Genomic DNA, 20014 nt, shown 5'->3' on the forward strand with positions numbered 1-20014 from the left:
ACACCCCCTTCGTGCAGCAATTCTCAATTTGGCTTTGGACGCGTACTGTCCAATGCCGGCTTGCCATGAACTTGGCCCTCTGGTGCTTGTCACGCACGCTGGCTCGACAAGTAAGCGGCGTTGCCCTCCCCCCGACCCCCTCCCAACAAAGTTGGGAGGGGGCGACTTTCTAAGGGGAGGTGCGCGGCGGCTGCGCCGCCGCGCACCTCCCCGTTAGCTTTTCCCCTTCTCCCCCGTGCGCGCGGGGGAGAAGGGGCTAGGGGATGAGGGGCATATTGGCGGCCGACTCCAAAATGAGAATTGCTGCCCTTCGTGCGATTTCGTGGATAATGTCTTTCGCGTGGTGTATAATCAGCACATACTTTTCAAGCGCCCCAAGGCATGACCTACCGCAAACTCTTCGTCATCGTCGCCATCCTCGACATACTCGGCGTGCTGATCGGCATTGGCACGCTTTGGCTGGTGTTTGGCGAGCAGCCTGCCCCGGTCCCCGCGCCGACTGCGGTCGCTGTCGCCACGCCGACGGTCGCGGTAATTCCCGGCACTCCGGCGCCAACCGTGCCCGCGCTGGAGCGCAGCAGCCGCGAAACGTCGCTGCTCCAGTTCGACACGCGCGCGCTGACCGAAACACTGATCGTCAGCGCCGACAGTCGGCACATCGCCTACCTCGTCAAGGACGGCGAGCGCCGCGCCGTCGCGTCCGATGGGACGCTCGGGACGTTCTACGACGATATCATGCCCGGCACGCTGCAATTCAGCGCGGACGGCACGCGGCTGGCCTATGTCGCCCGCAGCGGCGACCGGCAGCGCGTCGTCGTCAACGGGCAGGAAGGCAAGCTCTACGATACCGTCATAACGACGACGCTCCGCTTCAGCCCCGACAGCCGCCGCGTCGCGTACGGCGTGCGCAATGATAGCAAAGGCTTCGCCGTGGTCGACGGCGCGGAAGGCAAGATTTACGAAGGCATCGGCAGCGGACTGCTGTTCAGCCCCGACAGCAAGCGCGTGGCGTACAGCGGCCAGTCGGCCGGGCGCGCGTTCATGGTGGTGGACGGCCAGGAACTAAAGGCGTACGACAACGTGCTCGCCGGCGAGGCGCGCTTCAGCCCGAACAGCCAGCGCTTCGCCTATGTCGCGCTGATCGGCAACACGCAGGCGGCGGTGCTCGACGGCAAGGAGCAGCGGCCCTTCACGTTCATCGGCGCGGGCACACTGCAGTTCAGCGCCGACAGCGCGCATTTCGTATATGGCGCAGTGGCTAGCGGCCGGCAGTTCGTCGTGCGCGACGGCGAAGAGAGCAAGACGTACGACGGCATCAGCAGTGCGCTGTTCATCAGCCCGGACGGCAAGCGGCTGGCGCATGCCGCGCGCATCGAGCAGAACTGGACCATGGTCGTGGATGCGCGCGAGGGCGCGCTGTACAGCGGCAGTATCCGGGGTGAGTTCGCTTTCAGCCCGGACAGCAAGCACCACGCCTACGGCATGCAGTCGGGCGCGCAGCGGCTCGTGATCGTCGACGAGCGTGAAGGCAAGCGCTACGACGACATCGCGAACATCACCTACGCGCCGGACGGACGGCTGGCCTATATTGCGCGACAGGGTACCCGCTCGTTCGTCGTTATCGACGACCAGGAAGGGCCGGTTTTCGAGGCGCTGGGCGAGTACACGCTCGTGTTCTCACCCGGCGGCCGGCACGTCGCCTACGGCGCGCGCAGCGGCGGACGCTGGTCGGTTGCGATTGACGGGGTGGCCGGCAAGGCGTACGATGCGCTCGTGCGCGGCAGCCGCATCGTATTCGACGGCCCCGATAGCTTGCACTATCTCGCCAGCAACGGCAATAGCGTCTTCCGGGTCGAAGAAACGGTCAAATGAGCGGCCAGCAATTCTCATTTTGGAGTCTGTCCACCAGGTTACCCCCTCATCCCCTGGCCCCTTCTCCCCCGCGCGCGGGGGAGAAGGGGAAAAGCTAACGGGGAGGGCAGCACGGCGTACTCGTCGAATCGGCTTGCGCGATAAGCGCCGAGCACCACCACATGACAAGCCGGCATTGGAAAGTACCAGCCAAAGCCAAATTGAGAACTGCTGATGACCGGCAAGGGCATTTCGACATAGTCGTTTTTACTTGTATAATCTCATACAAGTGTTCTGTGGAATCCCAGGCTGTTTCCCCGAGATCCTTTCCCTTCAACGCTGGAGCCATCCGTGGTTGACTTCAATCTAACAGACGAACAACGCGCTCTGCGCGATCTGGCACACGAGTTCGCTCGCGACCAGATTCGCCCAGTGGCGTGGGCGCATGACCGGTCCGGAGAGTTTCCACGCGCCGTTGTGAACAAGGCGCACGCGCTGGGGCTGATGAACCTGACTGTCCCCGAGGCGTACGGCGGCGGCGGTCTGGGCCAGTTCGAGGAGTGCCTGCTCGTCGAAGAGATCGCCTGGGGCTGCGCCGGCATCTGCACCACTCTCTCGGCGAACACGCTCGGCGCCACGCCAATCGTGCTGGCGGGCAGCGAGGAGCAGAAAAAGAAGTTCCTCGGCCAGTTGACCGCCGGGCCGAACCTGATCGCCTTCAACCTCACCGAGCCGCAGTCAGGCTCCGACTCGGCCAATATGAAGCTGACGGCGCGCAAGGTCGGCGACGAGTACGTGCTCAACGGCGTCAAGCAGTTCATCACCAATGGCGGCGTGGCCAGCCTGCACACCGTCTTTGCGATGACCGACCCGTCGAAGGGCACCGGCGGCATCAACGCCTTCGTCGTGCCCGGCGACGCCAGGGGCCTGTCGGTCGGCAAAGAAGAAGACAAAATGGGCCAGCGCGCGTCGAACACGGCGCAGGTCGTCTATCAGGACGTCGTGGTGCCGGCCGCCAACCGGCTCGGCGGCGAAGGCGAGGGCTTCAAAGTCGCCATGCGCACGCTCGACCAGTCGCGCGCAGGCATCGGCGCGATGTCGGTCGGACTGGCGCGCGCCGCCATGGAAGCCGCCATCGATTACGCCAAGGAGCGCAAGGCGTTCAACCAGAGCATCGCCCAGTTCGAGGGCGTCCAGTTCCTGCTGGCCGACATGTCGATGCGCATCGAGACGGCGCGGCTGATCACCTGGAAGGCCGCCTGGCTGGTCGATCACGGCCAGCGCGCCTCGCTCGAGTCGGCGATCGCCAAGTGCTTCGGTTCCGACATGGCGATGGACGTGACGACCAATGCCGTGCAGGTCTTTGGCGGCTACGGCTACATGCGGGACTATCCGGTCGAGAAATACATGCGCGACGCCAAGCTGATCCAGATTTACGAAGGCACCAACCAGATCCAGCGCGTCGTGATTGCGCGGCAGTTGTTGCGCTAGAGCGCATACATCCACCCTACGGAGTCGCGATGAAAATCCTCGTATTGATGAAGCAGGTCCCCGACACGGCCTCGCCGATCAGCGTCAGCAACAATCAGGTCGACGCGTCCAAGATCGACAAGTACGCCGCCTCGCCGTACGACGAGTACGCGCTCGAGCAGGCGCTGCAGGTCAAGGACAAGGATGCGAGCACCAAGATCACGCTGGTCGCGATGGGTCCCGCGCGCGTGCGCGAGATGATCATGCAGGGTCTGGCGATGGGCGCCGACGACGCCATGATCATCAAGGCCGAGAACGCCGGCGAGATGGACGGCTTGACCGTCGCCCACGTGCTGGCCGCGGCGGCCAAAAAGACCGGCTTCGATTTGATCTTCGCCGGCAGCAAGGGCGTGGACGACGACCAGGGTTGGGCCGGCATTGCGCTGGCCGAACTGCTCGGCCTGCCGCTGATCACCACCACGCGTTCGACGACAGTGGCGGGCGCGACCGTGCGCTGCCAGCGCGACGTCGAAGGCGGCAAAGAGACGGTTGAAGCGGCGCTGCCCGCGCTGATCACATCCGGTCAGGCTACTGAACCGCGCTACCCGACGCTCAAGGGCATTATGGGCGCAAAGAAGAAGCCGATCCAGGAGACCGACGTGGCGGGACTCGGCGTGTCTGGCGACTTGCTGGCGCCGCGCGTGCAGATGGTCAAGCTCGACATGCCGCCTGCGCGCCAGGCCGGGCGCATCCTGCAGGGCGAGCCGGCCGACCAGGTCAAAGAACTGGCGCGGCTCCTGCGCGAGCAGGCCAAGGTTATCTAATCCCAGACGGAGCGAACAGACATGGCTAACAATATCCTGGTCGTTGCCGAGTACGGCGACGGCAAATTCAAGAGCATTACGCACCAGTTGCTGGGCGAAGCGGGCCGGCTGGCGGCGCAAACGGGCGGCACGGTGGAAGCGGTCGCGATCGGCAACGGCGTCAAGGATGCGGCCGGACAACTCGGCGCATACGGCGCCGGCAAGGTCTATGCCGCCGATGACGCATCGCTGAAAGACTATGACGGCGCATCGTACGCGCCGGTGCTGGTCGAGCTGGTCAAACGCACGCAGCCGATGATGATCTTCCTCGGCGCGACGCCGATGGGTCTGACGCTCGGCCCGCGCCTGGCGACACAGTTGCAGTGCGCGCTGACCAGCGACTGCACCGCCTTCGCGCTCGACGGCGGCGCCATCAGTGTTACGCGCCCGGTGTACGGCGGCCGCGCGGTTGCCGTGTACCAGGTGAAGAAACTCCCGCTGGTCGCCACGCTGCGGCAGAACGCATTCGCGCCGGCCGCAGGCGGCGGGGCAGCGACGGCGGTCGACGCGCTGACGGTGACGCCGGTCGCGCTGAAGACCAAAGTCGTTGAGATGACCAAGGCCGAGACGGGCAAGATCGAACTGACCGAAGCGCCGATCGTTATCAGCGGCGGACGCGGCATGCAGGGGCCGGAGAACTTCGCCATGCTCGAATCGCTGGCGAGCGTGCTGGGCGGCGCGGTCGGCGCCACGCGCGCCGTCGTCGATGCCGGCTGGCGGCCGTACTCCGAGCAGGTCGGGCAAACCGGCAAGACCGTCTCGCCGACGCTGTATATCGCGGCGGGTGTGTCGGGCGCCATGCAGCACCTGGTCGGCATGAAGACGTCGAAGGTCATTGTCGCCATCAACAAGGATCCCGAGGCGCCCATCTTTAAGGTGGCGGACTACGGGATCGTGGCCGATGCCATGCAGGTCGTGCCGCTGCTCACCGAGGCATGCAGGCAGTTGAAAGCGTAAGGAACGGGCCGCGGACGGGCAGCCGCTGTGCCGCCCGCCCCACCCTCAGGGTTTTCCCGCTTGATTCGCCAAAACCACGGACGCCTCGCAGCATTTCACTTCAAATCGCTGGACGCGCACAGCGCGCTCCGGCATGGCATCTTTACGCGCCATGGCGGCGTCAGCCCCGCGCCGTGGGCATCGCTGAACCTGAGCAGAGCCACGGGCGACTCGGCGTCCAACGTGGCCGAGAATCAGCGGCGGCTGGCAGCGGCGCTCGGATTCCACCCGCGCGACGCGGTCACGTCCTCCCAGGTGCACGGCAACACCGTGCGCCGGGCCGGACGCGATGCGCGCGGCGGGCGGCTGCCGGACTGCGACGCCCTGATCAGCAACGAGCCGGGCGTCCTGCTGCTGCAGCGGCACGCCGACTGCCCGCCGGTCGTGCTGTACGATCCGGTACGGCGGGCGATCGGACTGGCGCACTCCGGCTGGCGCGGAACGCTGGCCAACATCGCCGGGGAGCTGGTGCAGGCGATGCAGGAGGAGTATGGCAGCAATCCAGCCGACATGGTTGCGGGCATCGGCCCGGCCATCGGGGCCTGCTGCTATCACGTCGGCAACGAAGTCTCGCAGTCGTTCGTGGACCGCTACGCGCACGGGCACGCCTGGGTGGAAGCGCGCGCCGACGGCCGGGCGTACCTGAACCTGGCGCACGCCATCGAAGCCCAGTTGCGCGAAGCCGGCGTGCGCGCGATCGAGCAGGCCGAGCTGTGCACGGCGTGCCATGTGGACGATTTTTACTCGGCGCGCGCCGAGAACCGGCTGAACGGCTGTTTCGGCTCGGCAATCGCGCTGGACGGATGACAGGCCCATGACGATCGCCGAGAATGCCGCGCACGTGCGCGAGTGGATCGCCGACGCCGCGGCGCGCGCCGGCCGCGCGCCCGGATCCGTCGCGCTCGTCGCCGTGTCGAAGACCGTTCCGGCGGCGGCCATCGTCGAGGCGTACGCTGCAGGTTTGCGCGACTTCGGCGAGAATCGCGTGCAGGAAGCGGTCGAGAAGTATGAAACGCTGGCCGTGCAGATGCCGGACGCGCGCTGGCACCTGATCGGCCATCTGCAGCGCAACAAGGTCAAGGACGCGATCGCCTGCGCATCGATGATCCACAGCATCGACTCGCTGCGACTGGCCGAGGCGCTGGAGGCGCGCTGCGCAGCGGCCGGGCGCGTGCTGCCGGTGCTGATCGAGGTCAACGCCGGCGAGGAAGCCAGCAAGAGCGGCTACCGGCCAAGCGCCAGCCTCGACCTGCTCTACCGGGAGGCGGCGCAGATCGCGGCGCTGCCGCATTTGCGTCTGGACGGGCTGATGACCGTCGCGCCGTTCGCGCCCGACCCGGAGGCGGCGCGCCCGGTTTTCGCGCGGGTGCGCGCACTGCGTGACGACCTGGCCGCACGGCTCGGCCGCCCCCTGCCCCAGCTGTCGATGGGCATGAGCGGAGATTTCCGGGCGGCGATCGCGGAGGGCGCGACGCTGGTGCGAATCGGCACGGCGATTTTCGGCGAGAGAAAGGCTGCGGCATGAGTTTGTTCGTGCAGGCGGTGCAGATGCTCTTCGGTCTGCTGCAGATCGCCATTCTGCTGGACGTGCTGTTTTCGTGGGTGCGACCGGATCCGTACAACCCGTTCGTGCGGCTGGTTGCCCAGATAGCGGGGATCGTGCTCAACCCGCTGCGCCGCGTCGTGCCGCCGTTTAGCGGGCTGGACATCACGCCGATCATTGCGATGATTCTGTTGCAGATCATCGAATCGATCATCGTGCAAGTGCTGCGCGGATGAAAGAGCACCCAGCGAACGGCCTGGCGAGCGCGATCATCGCCGTCAAGGTCGTGCCGCGCGCGTCGCAGAACCGGGTAGAGGGCTGGCATGGCGACGCGTTGAAGGTCCGGTTGACGGCGCCGCCCGTCGAGGGCAAGGCCAACGCCGCGCTGATTGCGCTGCTGGCGAAGGCGCTACATATCCGGCAGGGAAACGTGGACATTATCGGCGGAGAGACGTCGCGCCTGAAACGGGTGCGAATCAGCGGGCTCTCGGCCGACGACATTCGAGCGCGGCTGGGGACGGGCTAGACGCCCCCAACAGCGGCCGCCGGGGCACACAGCCCCGGACGGCTTGCGTGCCCCGGCTGCAGAGACAAGGAAAATCACAGGTTATGGCAGAAATCAATCGCGCAGGCGTGTTCGGCGGGCAGGACGTCGCCGTGTTCATCGACTTCGAGAACATCTACATCTCGGTGCTCGCGGAGTATGATGTCAATCCGGACTTCGAGTCGATCATCGAAAAAGCTGGAGAGTTTGGCCGCGTCTCGGTGGCGCAGGCATACGCCGACTGGACGCCGTATTCGCACTACATCAATGCGCTGCACGCCTACGAGATCGACCCGATCTACGTGCCCGCCTATCACTACGGCGAAGGCGGCAAGCAAAAAGGCGGCGCAATCAAGAACAGCGTCGACATGTTCCTGTGCATCAACGCAATGAAGATGCTGTACAGCCACTCGAACATCCAGACGTTCGTGCTGATCACCGGCGACCGCGACTTCGTGCCGCTGGTCAAGACGATCCGCGAGTTCGGCAAGCGCGCCGTCGTGATCGGCGTGGCCGGCGCATCGTCGTCGCACCTGGCGCAGGCCGCCGACGAGTTCTTCTTCTATCACCAGATCACCGACAACCTGAAACCGCCTGAAAAGGAGAAGTCGAAGCCGCGCGATCCGTACGAAACGCTGGTCGAGGCCATCAAGCTGGCGCGCCAGCGCGGCTACGTCGCCACCCTCGCCTCGGTCAAGCTCCTGATGAGCGAGTTGCTGGAGGACTTCGACTCCAGCAAGTTCAAGGATCCGCGCGGGCGCCCGCTCGCCAAGTTCAAGGACTTTGTGAAGGAAGCCGAGCGGCGCGGCAAGGTCAAACTGTTCACAACCGGCACGATCAACGAAGTCTTCCTGCCGAGCGAAGACCCGAAGAAATCGAGCCGCTTCGTCGAGGAGGTCATCACACCGACCGAGCCGCCCGCCGAGGAGGACGTGGAAGGTGGCGAGGGCGAGGAAGAGGGCAAGGTCGAGGTCGAGATCAGCGATACACAGTGGAAGCTGTTCGCCAACGCGATGGTGCCGATCGAAGGCGCGGTGCCGTTCGTGCGCGTCTTCGACGTGCTGCGCGGCCTGCGCAACCAGGCGCTGCTGGACCTCTCGAACCGCGAGCTTAAGGGCATGGTCATCAAAGCGATCCACATCGGCCTGTTGATCCGCAGCAACCGGGGCCGCGGCCGCCGTACCTTCTACCAGTTGACGAGCGATCCGGCCGTGCTCGGCAAGTACGTCGATCTGCCGCCGGGCGAGATGCTGGCCGGCGGCCCGTCGGACAGCATCGCCGAGAGCAACGCGGCCGATACGGGCACCGAGTCGTCGTTCGCGGATCACGCGGAAGCGTTCGTCACGGATCATGCGCCGTCCGACGACGCTGCGCCGCTGGAGCCGCCAGCCCCCGTGGCGACAGTCACCGATGTCACCGAGCGCGTGCACGCCGACGCCGAGTCGCGCGAGACCAACCACTCCGCACCGCGTTACGTCACGTTCGAGATGCCGTCCACCGAGCGCCGCGAGGAAGCGCCGCGCGCGTTCTTCATGCCGTTTGGCGAGCCGCCGGCCGCTGAGAAGCCCGCGACGACGCCGCCTTCGGAACCGCCAGCCGACAAGCCCGCCGACAGTGCGGTGACTGATGCCGACGCGCCCGCTGCGTAAACAGCGGTCAGCCCGGGCATGCACCTGGGAAAGTTGATCTAACAAAGGGAACCGCCCGCAAGCCGAGCGCTTGCGGGCGGTTCGTTATCCATATGCAAACCGCTCTGCCGATCCCGCCACCCATTGGGGAGGCGCCCCCATCGACCATCGAGGAAGCGCAGCCCACCTGGGGCGTCATTGACATGATTATGGCGCTGGTCCTGTATGTGGCGCTGGCCTTTGTGACCGTGCTCGCCGTGCGGCTGCCGTTCCAACTGCACTGGGTCCCTCCGGGCATGCCGAAGACCGAGCTTAGCGCCGCGCTCGCCGGCTTCGTCGAACTGTTGATGCTCGTGCCGGTTTGGCTGTTCGCCATTGTCTGGCGGCGCAGTTCGTGGCGCACCGTCGGGTTCCGCCGCTTTAGGCCGGCGCTTGGCTGCCTGCTGCCGGTCGCCTACCTGTGCGGCGCATTTACGCTATCGGCGATGTGGGGCATTGTAATTCGAATCATGAACTGGCCGACCCAAACCGGCGTGGACGAAATGTTCGGTTCGGGTCCGGCCGGCATCGCAATCGGCTTTGTCGCCGTCGCCATCGCGGCGCCGATCGCCGAGGAGACGTTTTTCCGCGGCTTCATTCTCGGCGGCCTGCAGCGCCGGCTCGGCACGATCGGCGCATTGATCGTCAGCGCCGCAATCTTCACGGCGCCGCACCTGCCGGTCACAATCTACCCGGCGATCTTCGCGCTGGGGCTGTTGCTCGGGCTGCTGTTCATCCAGACGAAGTCGCTCTGGCCAGGCATCCTGCTGCACGCGATGTTCAATACGATCAGTTTCAGCGCGCAGATGTACTGCGCGCTGAACAGCTGCAAGGGGCTTTAAGCTTCATAGCCGGCAGACAACACACACCGGTCTGTCGATGTTCTGCAAGGGTATAACGCCAGAATGTCGGAGTGAAACTGATAGAGGTACCTCGCGGCGCCAGTCCGGCGTGATCTTGCCCGGAATCCACTGGTGCTGTGCGAAGCGTGGTCAACGTGCCATGCCGGCCAACTGCTTTCCGACATGACACGTTCCTCGGCCCGACAGTTCAGGACCATACCCATGCTGCGAATCGCTGTCGCCAGTTGACACGAATTACGAAGCGGGTTAGCATCGTCATCTAACCAACGGCTCGATCGCGATGGCCCCACGGATGCTTTGATACCCGGCTAGCTCGACTGGACGCCATGAACCGGGTGGAGCGAATGGCGTAACCGACCGTGAACATGCACACGCATGTCGCGGTCGTTTTGTTTCAGAAACTCTTGCAGAAAGGGGTGATGCCAAAACTCGCCTGCCATCCCATCGTCTTCGTGATCATCACGCATGGAAGTGCGCACGAAGACCAGGCGCCAGACCAAACGCTGCCAGTACGTTTTGCGTATTTGTGACCGCTGTTCCACACCACGGGTCAAGGAGAATCCATCATGAAATTGACAGTTTCCCGGCTGCTGATTGCCATCGCCATCACCGGCGTCCTAAGCATCAGCGGCGTGCAGGCGGCAAACACCCATCCGACCAAACAGGTCATCAGCAATCCGTTCCACGAATACTCCGGCATTCCCGGCCTCAAATTGGGCTATGGCGACGTGCTGGCACAGTGTCAGGCGTATGACAACACGAACAACGCCAACCCGTATCTGCCGTTCGTGAGCAACGTCAATGTGATTGTGAACGACAATTACAACGTCGGCGCGGGTGTCAACCAGGGCTGCCGCGCGCCGCAGAACGAGACGACCATCGCCGTCAACCCGGCCAACCCCAACAACCTGGTGGCCGGCGCCAATGACTACCGCGACTGTTGTGTGGTTTCCGGCACATCCCTGCGCAACGACGGCAGCGGCTGGGTGTATGTCTCCACGGACGGCGGCCTGACCTGGGCCAACAAGAAACTGCCCGGCCTCGGATCAACCGGCGATCCGCGCGGCGTGTTTAAGAAACTCACGTCGGTCGGCGATCCGACCATCGCCTTTGGTGCCAACAATACCGTGTACTACGCCAACATCGGGTTCAACCGCGTTGACGAGTCGGATGGCATCTTCGTCAGCGTGTCGCACAATGGCGGCACGGACTGGGATTATCCGGTGCTCGTCGCCAACAGCGGCGGCGCGACGTTCTTCAACGACAAGCTGTGGGTCGGCGCCGATCCGAACAGCGGCAAAGTCACCATCAGTTGGACGCGTTTCAAGGACAATCCGCAGTACGGCTACGTCGAGTCTCCGATCGTCGCCGCCACGTCCAGCAACTACGGCGCAAGCTGGTCGAACTGGGTGGATGTCAGCGGGCCGCACAAGTACAATCAGGGCTCCGTGCCGGTCTACGGCAACGACGGCAACATCTACGTCTCGTTCGAGAGCGCCGTGGCAGCCAACGGCTATCTGGACTACAATGTCGTGGCCAAGTCGACTAACGGCGGCCAGAGCTTCAGCCAGACCGTCGTGAGCCGCAATGTGGACGAGAACTTCCCGATCTTCGGCGGGCGCGGCGTCCTGACCGGGCTGCACTTCCGCACCAATACGTTCGCCGCCCTGACCGTGGACCGCGTGACCGGCAAGTTGTGGATGGCCTGGGCCGACAACCGGAACGGCGATGCGACGATGTTCTGTGATCCGGCCTACGGCGGCTCCGGATGCGCGCCGACCAGCGCGCAGGTGTTCATCCAGTCGTCGACTGACGGCGTCACTTGGACGGCGCCCCAGCAGCTCACGTCCACGGCGCAGGACAAGATCTACCCCTGGGTCGCGGCCAATGCCGGCAACGTGATCGTCTCGTATTACAGCCGCGAGTGGGCGCCGGCCGGCGAGATCGACTTCGCCTACGTCAAATCCGCCAACGGCGGCACGACGTGGTCGGCTTCGACCCGCATCACCGAGCAGTCGTCTGACCCGAGCATTCAGTTTGCGTCAGGCGCGTTTATTGGCGACTATACGGGCGTGGCTATTGGTTCCGACAACGTGGCCCACCCGATTTGGACTGACTTTCGCGGCAAGCCTGGTGTGACATCGCCCAATCAGGACGCGGTCACCAAGCGCATCGCGCTGCCGTAAGGCGCGGCACGCCGCGCACACTCGTAACGCACAACGCCCCGGCGGGAAAACCCGCTGGGGCGTTGCTGTTTCAGCCTTGAATGGCGGTTACGCCGGCTTGCGTCCGGTCACGCGCGCGCTGTAGATGCGCGGCATGCCGTCGGTGGTGCGCACCATCTCATCGGCGGAGACCTTGTCCGCGATCTGCACGTCGACGAAGCCGGCCTCGCGCATTAGGCGCGTGTAGTCAGCGCCGTCAATCGCGCCGGTCACACACTCGGCCCAGCGGTCGGCCTGCGCGCGTAGCTCCGGGCTGAACTCACCTTCGGTGACGATGTCGCTGACGGCGACGCGCCCGCCCGGCTTCAGCACGCGGAACGCCTCGGCGAACACGGCCGCCTTGTCGGGCGACAGGTTGATGACGCAGTTAGACATGATGACGTCTACCGTGTTGTCCGCGACCGGCAGCGCCTCGATCTGCCCCTGCCGGAACTCGACGTTGCGCGCGTTCATCTTGATCTTGTTCGCGTTGGCGCGCAGCAACATGTCGGGCGTCATGTCCACGCCGATGACGTGGCCGCTCGCGCCGACCTGCTTCGCGGCCATGAAACAGTCGATCCCGCCGCCGCTGCCGAGGTCGAGCACCGTCTCGCCCGCCTTCAAACCCGCGATGGTGACCGGGTCGCCGCAGCCGTGTGAGAGCGACGTCACATCGACCGGCAAGCCGTCGAGCAGCGCCACGTCATAGAGCGCCGCGCCAGGGCCGGCGCCGTCGCCACAGCACGACACGGCTGACGGGTCGCTGCTGCAGCATGACGTGGCCGCCGGAGCGGTCTGGCGTGCGATCGCGCCGTAGTGTTCGCGGACCGCTTCGTGGATAGGGTTTTGACTCATGGAATCCTCCATACATTGATAGATTTCGATACATCGCGGTAAAAAAAACGACCGCGCTACTCGATGTCTTTGATAAGCACCGTGTCGGCAAAATCCGGCGCGAACGAACGCACCAACGTGCCGCAACAGACGGTCAACTGCGCCTGGTCGAGCGTATAGAACCGTTGGCGGCCGTCCTGCCGCACCTTAACGAGGCCGGCCTCCTCCAGCTTCTTGAGGTGATGGCTGACCGTCGGCTGATTGACCTTGCCGTTTAGCCGCTCGACAATATCGCCGACGTTCAACCAGACACAGCAGAGGAGTTGCATGATCTCCTGCCGCGTGTCGTCGGCGATTGCTTTGGCGAAGGCGACTGATCCAACATTCATGTTACTATTATATCGATAATCGTCGATTTGTCAAGAGGGACAACGGACAAAAGAACGGACAAACGGACGAATGCGCACGGCGGCAGAACAGCGAGCGACCGAGCGTGAGTGATGCGGCGAGCGTATGCCCTTCTGCGATCAGCATCTTGCAGTCCGGCAGCGGCGTGGCGAGGATCGATTGGATGCGGTGGTGGAAGGTATCAGCAGTCAGGGAGACGCTTTTTTGTCGTGCTGAGCGCGAAGGCATGGCTGCGATTGACGGGCTCACGTCGCGCGCGAAGCATCTGAACTGCACGAATTGAGATGCTTCGCGCGCGTAGCCAGTTTCATGCCAGCGGCGCGGCCTCCGCGCTCTGCATGACCAGCAGGGTTTGTACGCGAACAACTCGACCGAATCAGCATTGCGGACCAGACGGCCTCTATCGCGTTGGGCGAGAAACGCCAGATTCCGATGCCGCTGTCAACATGGACGCTGGCTGCCACAGCCTGGTACTTGCCAAATCGCGCGGTGTGAGTCACATGCCCCAAAGACCGGTAGCGATAAATACAAGTCGAATGATTGATGCTATTAGCATAAGTAACACCAGTAGCCCCATCACGGTAGCCAGGACGCCCCAGACGACAACTGTTGGAATATAGAATGGATGATCAATCCACCCCCAAATCAAATTAAGTATAGGAATGCTCTCCCAATACTCAGGCCGCTGACGTTGGGCGTCTTTTTGGACTTTTCGGGGCATAAGTGCAGCGCGCAATCCATTTGAGAGGAGCCACACTCCGCTGACTGCGACGACAATGAAGCTAATGATGAAATCAAAACCTGGCATGTTCGCTCCGACCAAGAAGCTTGCCTAATGACGAATTGATGCCACTTCAAGGTAATCCCGAATTCGGAATACCCGACTGGCAACCCCGTGCACTAACATACCGAACGCGGTTGCCATGCATGACCTTTCGCGTTTACCACGTCTTTTTGAAAGCAATTTGCTGCACTCCCACCCATCCTTCCGCAGCGTCCGCTTTGACCCAAACGTAGTAGTCACGGTCCGAACCCGACCACGCGTACTTTGTGATCTCCACCTGCGTACACCCTTGCACATAACCGAGGCTGGCACCGCGATTGCCCGAGGTATCGCTATCTGGATGCTCGCGTGGAATGCCCGGCCATGTCCACAGAACAATCAGCGGCCAGTCGGGCTCGGCGACGATACACTCCATCCAAGCCATTCGCGGCAGTGCCGCCAGTTCAGCCGGCAACGGGCGCGGTGGCATGAGCGTTGGCGTCACCGGTATCGGCGAACAACACACCAACAAGAACGGCAACAGCCAAAGCCGCCAATGATGCCTGAATTGCACCTACTCACCTCACGTCGCTACTTCCCCGCCTTGTGCCGGATGCGCGCGAGACGGTGGTTCAACTCGGCCTGCAGGCGCTCGCGCTGCGCGACGGCGGGCAAGTTAGCGATGTGCCAATGGCGCGCGCCTCGCGAGCCACGTCAGATTTGTCCGCTATGCCGCACACGCACGCCGTTCTCCGTAACAACTATGAACCCACGTAAGTGATGTGCGTGCGCGTCGAGTACGACGTCAAGCCAGCGCTCTTTGATCGACAGCGCTTCCGCGCCCAGCCGGAAAAGTATGATACCGCGGTGCGGCAAATGACGACGGAATATCAATTCGCCGAAATCGCGATCGTTGGTGATCAGAATGCGTTCTTCGCGAAGCGCGATCGCGAGCACAGCGTCGTCCTTCAAAGCGTTGGGGTAATCGTGCGCGACCGCCGTCACATCGTGGCTCCGGCTACGGAGATATGCGGCCAGTGGATAGTCCGCGCTCTCATCGAGAAGGAACTTCATGCGCGCCGGGCTCGTTTAGGTGGCAGGAGCTGCCTGGGGGAAGATCTCCTCGCCGGCGACGAGCGACTGCGCATATGCGAGGCATGCTTGAACGTCAGCCAATGTGAGCCGCGGGTAAGCCTCCAGCAAAGTCTGAACATCCAGGTCCTGGGCCAATCGCTTCAAAACTAATTCGACTGGAATGCGGGTCCCGCGAACAACAGGCTTGCCCGCCAGTATTTCAGGATCGACAAGGATCCGATCAGAGTATTCGGCCATATGATCTGGCATGTCATTGCCTTTCTGTAAACAGGATTATATCACACGGGACCAGAGCCAGAACGCCGGTATAGGTCGATCGCTCCCCGATGTGCGCGTCGCGCTTCGGAACGGCCACTGGCGCACTACGCTACGCCACATTCCCCGCTTTTCGCCGGATGCGCGCCAGGCGGTGGTTCAACTCGGCCTGCAAACGCTTGCGCTCGCGCGGCGCGACGGCGGGCGAGTTGACGACACCCAGCGCGGCCACCGCGTACTGCTCGGCCCGCGCGTAGTCGCGCGCGCGATGCTCGTAGTGCTTGGCAAGGCTGATATGCGCGTCCAGTTCGCCGCGCTTTGCGGCTTCGTGCCACAGTTCGAGCGTGCGCTCGATCTCGCCGCGCTTGCGGTGCAGGTGCGACAGGCGGCGCGCCGCTTCGCGGAATGTAGCAGCCGGCAGGTCGTGCTCCATACCCCGGTTGTACGCCTGCTGCGCCGTCTCATGGTCGCCCCATTCCTCGTACATCTTCGCCAGCGCCACCAGGTCGACCGGGTGCTGCTTTGCGAAGCCGAGCGGGTCGGCCAACATCTGCGCCATGTGCCCGAGCAGGGCCGCCATCGCGACGATGTCCATCGCGTTGTGGTAGAAGACGCCGCGCAGTGGCCGCGCGTCGCGCGTCTTGAGGTACTCGAAATAGATCATCGGGATCAGCCAGCCCGGCACCTCGTCGCCGCTGCGAGCCACGCCGAGGATGTGCTGCTCCAGCGAGCCGAGCGCGCGACTGGCCAGCCGGTCGCGCCAGAGGCGGCGCGCCAACGGCAGCAGGTCGAGGTGCGGCGCGGCGGCGATGGCGAGCTGCCGGCGGTGCAGGGTGTAGCGCGAGGCGACCAGCGGCATGTCGAACGCCTTGCCGTTGAACGTCACCAGCATGGAGCACGGCGCAAACCAGTCGTCGAGCGCGGCGAGCACGGCCGGTTCGTCGGCCGGGTCGCGCATGAAGAACTGCGCCACACGGAAGCCGCCGGGGCCGAAGCGCCCGACGCCGATCATGAACGGCAGGGTGCCAGTGCCGCCCGCCAGCCCGGTCGTCTCGGTATCGAGGAAGACGATCTCGTCGCGCGGGCAGTTCGCCATGCGCTCGTCGCGCGCCCAGCGCGCCAGCGCCGCCAGCGGGGCATCGGCGTGCAGGGGCGCGTGTCCGTGGTGGTAGTCGGCATCGTAGACACCTTCAACCACGTAGGCCGGGCCGTCGGGCGTCTCGATCTCGCGGCCGGGCACGACCAGCTCGATCCCGTAGCGGTCGATCCGTTTCTGTTTCTCAGCCGGATCGGGCGGCGGCACGTCGCGCGCGCCGACCTTGACGCCCAGCGACTTGAGTTTGGCGGACAGCCCGGACGGGGTGTTCATTCAAGCAGTTTACCAAGACGCTCACGGCTGATGCGCGCCTTGCGCAGGATGCCGGTCAGCGTGCCAACCTTGATCACGCGATGCCCGTGAATCGGCACGGGCACGACAATCCGCTCGCCACCCGGCAGAGACTTGAGCATGATATGATGGCTGCCCTCGATACGCGCCACGACAAAGCCGTCACGCTCCAAGACGCGGCGAAGGGTCCGGCCGTCGATGCGTGGCAGCCTAGGCATAGACGGTTAGTTCGACTTCTTTGCGAATGACGGGCTTTTGACGAAGCTTCAGGTTTTCGATTCCCACCACCTGGATATAACCTACGGCAGCCTCCTGCAAGTTCAACAGACATTCCTCAATCGTCTCGCCTTGAGTATAAATGTCCAATTCGGGACAATAGACGGAGTAACCGCCTTCTTCCTCGTCAAGTGCAAGTTCGGCCGTCACACTCAACTTGAAGCCGGTCTCGACGGGACGCTTAACGACGCTTTTCTTTTTGGATGCAGGCACTGGCTTCTCCTTCGTCTTGTCATTCGCCAATAATCATGTCACTCTGACATGAATTGTAATCACATGCGCTCCGGCGTCAACAATGCAGAATCCACCACAAAGCATCTCAACACAAAGTCACAAAGGCACAAAGAAAAACAGTCTTGTCGTCTTTGTGCCTGTGTGTCTTCGTGTTGAGCTATTTCTTTCAGTGGAGCATATCCAGCAGCGCCAGCGTTTCGCGCTTGCCGCCCTCGCCGCTTTCGCCGGCGGGGCCGACGCACGACGGGCAGCCGTCGGTGCAGTCGCAGGCGCGCACCAGTTCGCGCGTGCGCGCCAGCAGTTCGGCGTGCAGTTCATACAGACGCTCGCTCAGGCCGATGCCGCCCGCCACGTTGTCGTACACCACGACGGCCGGTTGGCCATCGGCCAGCGGCGAGCGCGGGTCGGAGTGCACGCCGATGTCGCGCGGATCGCACATCAGGAATAGCGGGGCGAGATGCGCGAGAGCGAACGATACTCCGGCCAGTCCGCTGCGCACGCGCACCGCCGTTTCGGCGCGCGCATGGCACGGCGGGCAGAGCGTGAGCAGGTTGCTCAACTGATTGGCCGCCAGATAGCCCCCGAAGGTGCGAAACGGCTGAATATGGTGGACGTGGTGCTCGGCATCGGTCTCCGCCACCCCGCAGTTGCGGCAGCGGAAGTTGTCGCGCTCGCGCGTCTTGCGGCGCTGCTCCTGCCAGTTCGGGCCGTAGTCGTTGCGGTCGTTGCTCCATAGCCCGGCCTCGCGCAGGCGCTCCACTGTCTCGTCGGCCACTGACAGCCAGTAACCGGTGGTGATCAGTTCGGTCGGCGGCAACTGCACCTCGCCGGTGCCGAGATTTTCATGCGTAAACAACTTGATCTTGCGGAAGCCGATCAACTGCGACGTGACCTTGACCTCGCCGTGGTACTTCGCACCGCCGGTCGCCGGCTCCACGGCCGCCTGCTCGACCAGTTCGATCGTGACCTCCTGGCGCGGCTCGGTGTAGTAGTCGGCGTCCACGCGCCGCACTTCGGCCACTTTGCGCTCCAGGTCGAGCGCGGCGCAGAAGTACGATTGGCCCTCGTGCAGGTAGATCGCCTGGGGGTGCAGCATCCAGTACGCGCTGTGCAGGTCGACCTCGCCGAGCGTCGTCACGGGCTCGTCGCCCGCGTCGTCGCCGCCGGACTGCGCGGCTGTCTGAATGACGACCGTGTCGGGCGAGGCGCTGCGCAGGGAGACCTGGTCGGCCGGATACTTCTCTGACATATAGTAGTAGCGGTCGCCCGACGAATGCAGCGCGCCCTCATCCGCGAGAAAGTCGAGAAACTCCTTGACCCGCGCCCCTTCGACGTGGCCGAACGATTCGCCCTTCTGGAACGGCAACTCAAACGCCGCGCAGCGCAGATGATGCACGAGGATGATCAGGTTGTCCGGGTTGATCAGGCCGTGCTCCGGCGTGCGCGTGAAGAACCACGACGGGTGATGCGCCAGGTACTGGTCGATCGGCGCGGCGGTCACCACCAGCAGGGCCAGGCTGTCCGTCGCCGTGCGGCCAGCGCGCCCGGCCTGCTGCCAGGTCGCTGCGATGTTGCCCGGATAGCCGACCATCACGCTCGCGCCCATCTGGCCGATATCGACGCCAAGCTCGAGCGCGTTCGTCGCCACCACGCCGCGCACCGAGCCGTCACGCAGGCCGCGCTCGATCTCGCGGCGCACCGACGGCAGGTAGCCGCCGCGATAGGCGCGCAGCGGCGTCGATGAATCGCCGCCCGGCAGCAAGTTCTCGAGCGGGCGCAACTGCTGAAGATACGACAGCAGCAGTTCGACCGAGCGGCGGCTGCGCGCAAACAGGATCGTCTGTATGTCGCGATTGAGCAGTTCGTTGCCGATCCGCACCGCCTCCAGCAACGCCGAGCGACGCAGGCCGAGATCGCGGTTGACGACCGGCGGATTGTAAATCACGAAGTGCTTCTCCCCGCGCGGCGCGCCGTCGTCGTCCACCAGCGCGACATCCTCCTCGACCAGACGCCCGGCCAGCTCGACCGGGTTAGCGATCGTCGCGGAGGCGAGGATGAACTGCGGCGACGCGCCATAGAACTGCGCGATGCGCTTCAGGCGCCGCAGGACGTTGGCCACGTGCGAGCCGAATACGCCGCGCAGCGCGTGCATCTCGTCGATCACAATGAAGCGCAGGCGCTCGAAGAAGTGCGCCCACTTCGTGTGATGCGGCAGGATGCCGGTGTGCAGCATGTCGGGGTTCGTGATGACGATGCGCGCGCCGGTTCGCACGGCGGGACGCTTGTCGACCGGCGTGTCGCCGTCGTAGGTGGCGACCAGCGGGTCGGCGGACGCCTCGTGGCGCTCGCCGACCGCCAGCGACCAGAGCTCGGCGAAGCCGCGCAGGGTCGCGGCCTGGTCCTGTGCCAGCGCTTTAGTCGGGAAGAGGTAGAGCGCGCGCGTTTCGGGTTCGCGCAGCAGCCGGTCGAGCACCGGCAGGTTGTAGCAGAGCGTCTTGCCGCTGGCCGTGCCGGTCACGACCGCGACGTGCCGGCCGGCCTGCACGGCGTCCCACGCAGCGATCTGGTGCGTGTAGAGGCGGTGGATGCCGCGCGCGCGGAGCGCCTCGGCCAGCCGCGGGTGCAGGCCGACCGGGAAGTCGCCCAGCCGCGCGGCGCGCGCCGGGATCGTCTTCCACGCCGCAACGTTGCGCGCAAATTGCGGATCGTTGCGCCAGCGATCGAGCAGGTCGGCGAGCGGCATGCGGTTCGCGGCGGCGCG

General features: G+C 64.3%; 21 protein-coding genes and 1 riboswitch. Of the genes, 11 read left to right on the forward strand and 10 right to left on the reverse strand.

Going from position 1 to position 20014, the window contains the following annotated elements; genetic code table 11:
- Positions 1-381: 381 nt before the first annotated feature.
- The 11 genes from HZB53_21480 to HZB53_21530 all read left to right on the forward strand — a co-directional run bounded on the left by HZB53_21480 (position 382) and on the right by HZB53_21530 (position 11983).
- Positions 382-1872 carry a hypothetical protein gene (locus HZB53_21480; protein MBI5880231.1) on the forward strand — a complete coding sequence of 497 codons (1491 nt, stop codon included), beginning with the start codon at positions 382-384 and terminating at the stop codon, positions 1870-1872.
- Between the two features lie 330 nt (positions 1873-2202).
- Complete coding sequence (locus HZB53_21485) at positions 2203-3342, forward strand: acyl-CoA dehydrogenase family protein (GenBank protein ID MBI5880232.1); 1140 nt, start codon at positions 2203-2205, stop codon at positions 3340-3342.
- 29 nt (positions 3343-3371) lie between these two features.
- Entirely contained in the window at positions 3372-4145 is a 774-nt protein-coding gene (locus HZB53_21490) for an electron transfer flavoprotein subunit beta/FixA family protein (GenBank protein ID MBI5880233.1), read from the forward strand.
- Positions 4146-4166: 21 nt separating this feature from the next.
- Complete coding sequence (locus HZB53_21495; protein ID MBI5880234.1) at positions 4167-5141, forward strand: electron transfer flavoprotein subunit alpha/FixB family protein; 975 nt, start codon at positions 4167-4169, stop codon at positions 5139-5141.
- Positions 5142-5201: 60 nt separating this feature from the next.
- Positions 5202-5987 carry a peptidoglycan editing factor PgeF gene (pgeF, locus tag HZB53_21500; protein MBI5880235.1) on the forward strand — a complete coding sequence of 262 codons (786 nt, stop codon included), beginning with the start codon at positions 5202-5204 and terminating at the stop codon, positions 5985-5987.
- Between the two features lie 7 nt (positions 5988-5994).
- Entirely contained in the window at positions 5995-6705 is a 711-nt protein-coding gene (locus HZB53_21505) for a YggS family pyridoxal phosphate-dependent enzyme (GenBank protein MBI5880236.1), read from the forward strand.
- The gene (locus tag HZB53_21510; GenBank protein ID MBI5880237.1) at positions 6702-6959 is read left to right on the forward strand and encodes a YggT family protein; all 258 of its coding nucleotides are present in this window, start codon (positions 6702-6704) and stop codon (positions 6957-6959) included. Before HZB53_21505 ends, HZB53_21510 begins: the two co-directional genes overlap by 4 nt.
- Positions 6956-7249 (forward strand): DUF167 domain-containing protein, encoded by a 294-nt coding sequence (locus HZB53_21515; protein ID MBI5880238.1) that lies wholly within the window; start codon positions 6956-6958, stop codon positions 7247-7249. The genes HZB53_21510 and HZB53_21515 overlap by 4 nt, the downstream gene beginning before the upstream one ends.
- Before the next feature lie 83 nt (positions 7250-7332).
- Complete coding sequence (locus HZB53_21520; protein MBI5880239.1) at positions 7333-8916, forward strand: NYN domain-containing protein; 1584 nt, start codon at positions 7333-7335, stop codon at positions 8914-8916.
- A gap of 92 nt (positions 8917-9008) precedes the next feature.
- Positions 9009-9776, forward strand: a complete 768-nt coding sequence (locus HZB53_21525; protein MBI5880240.1) for a CPBP family intramembrane metalloprotease — start codon at positions 9009-9011, stop codon at positions 9774-9776.
- Positions 9777-10078: 302 nt separating this feature from the next.
- A riboswitch (cyclic di-GMP riboswitch) is annotated at positions 10079-10163 on the forward strand.
- A 200-nt stretch (positions 10164-10363) separates the two neighbouring features.
- Positions 10364-11983, forward strand: a complete 1620-nt coding sequence (locus HZB53_21530) for an exo-alpha-sialidase (protein MBI5880241.1) — start codon at positions 10364-10366, stop codon at positions 11981-11983.
- 87 nt (positions 11984-12070) lie between these two features.
- Here the strand turns inward: HZB53_21530 and arsM are convergent, their stop codons facing one another.
- The 10 genes from arsM to HZB53_21580 all read right to left on the reverse strand — a co-directional run bounded on the left by arsM (position 12071) and on the right by HZB53_21580 (position 19996).
- The gene (gene arsM / locus HZB53_21535) at positions 12071-12856 is read right to left on the reverse strand and encodes an arsenite methyltransferase (protein ID MBI5880242.1); all 786 of its coding nucleotides are present in this window, start codon (positions 12854-12856) and stop codon (positions 12071-12073) included.
- A gap of 56 nt (positions 12857-12912) precedes the next feature.
- Complete coding sequence (locus HZB53_21540; GenBank protein ID MBI5880243.1) at positions 12913-13224, reverse strand: winged helix-turn-helix transcriptional regulator; 312 nt, start codon at positions 13222-13224, stop codon at positions 12913-12915.
- Between the two features lie 515 nt (positions 13225-13739).
- Positions 13740-14051, reverse strand: coding sequence for a hypothetical protein (locus tag HZB53_21545; GenBank protein MBI5880244.1), 312 nt, complete (start codon positions 14049-14051; stop codon positions 13740-13742).
- A gap of 133 nt (positions 14052-14184) precedes the next feature.
- Positions 14185-14496 carry a hypothetical protein gene (locus HZB53_21550; protein ID MBI5880245.1) on the reverse strand — a complete coding sequence of 104 codons (312 nt, stop codon included), beginning with the start codon at positions 14494-14496 and terminating at the stop codon, positions 14185-14187.
- Positions 14497-14720: 224 nt separating this feature from the next.
- Complete coding sequence (locus HZB53_21555; GenBank protein MBI5880246.1) at positions 14721-15080, reverse strand: DUF5615 family PIN-like protein; 360 nt, start codon at positions 15078-15080, stop codon at positions 14721-14723.
- Between the two features lie 15 nt (positions 15081-15095).
- Positions 15096-15338: a DUF433 domain-containing protein gene (locus HZB53_21560; protein ID MBI5880247.1), complete on the reverse strand. Its 243-nt coding sequence runs from the start codon at positions 15336-15338 to the stop codon at positions 15096-15098.
- A 130-nt stretch (positions 15339-15468) separates the two neighbouring features.
- Positions 15469-16725, reverse strand: a complete 1257-nt coding sequence (locus tag HZB53_21565) for a ribonuclease H-like domain-containing protein (GenBank protein ID MBI5880248.1) — start codon at positions 16723-16725, stop codon at positions 15469-15471.
- Positions 16722-16961: a type II toxin-antitoxin system HicA family toxin gene (locus HZB53_21570; protein MBI5880249.1), complete on the reverse strand. Its 240-nt coding sequence runs from the start codon at positions 16959-16961 to the stop codon at positions 16722-16724. The genes HZB53_21565 and HZB53_21570 overlap by 4 nt, the downstream gene beginning before the upstream one ends.
- A complete protein-coding gene (locus tag HZB53_21575) occupies positions 16954-17232 on the reverse strand; it encodes a type II toxin-antitoxin system HicB family antitoxin (protein MBI5880250.1) in 279 nt (92 codons plus the stop codon). Before HZB53_21575 ends, HZB53_21570 begins: the two co-directional genes overlap by 8 nt.
- A 187-nt stretch (positions 17233-17419) precedes the next feature.
- Positions 17420-19996 carry a DEAD/DEAH box helicase gene (locus HZB53_21580; protein ID MBI5880251.1) on the reverse strand — a complete coding sequence of 859 codons (2577 nt, stop codon included), beginning with the start codon at positions 19994-19996 and terminating at the stop codon, positions 17420-17422.
- Positions 19997-20014: the final 18 nt, after the last annotated feature.

It is taken from the genome of Chloroflexota bacterium (assembly GCA_016235055.1).
GTDB lineage: Bacteria > Chloroflexota > Anaerolineae > JACRMK01 > JACRMK01 > JACRMK01.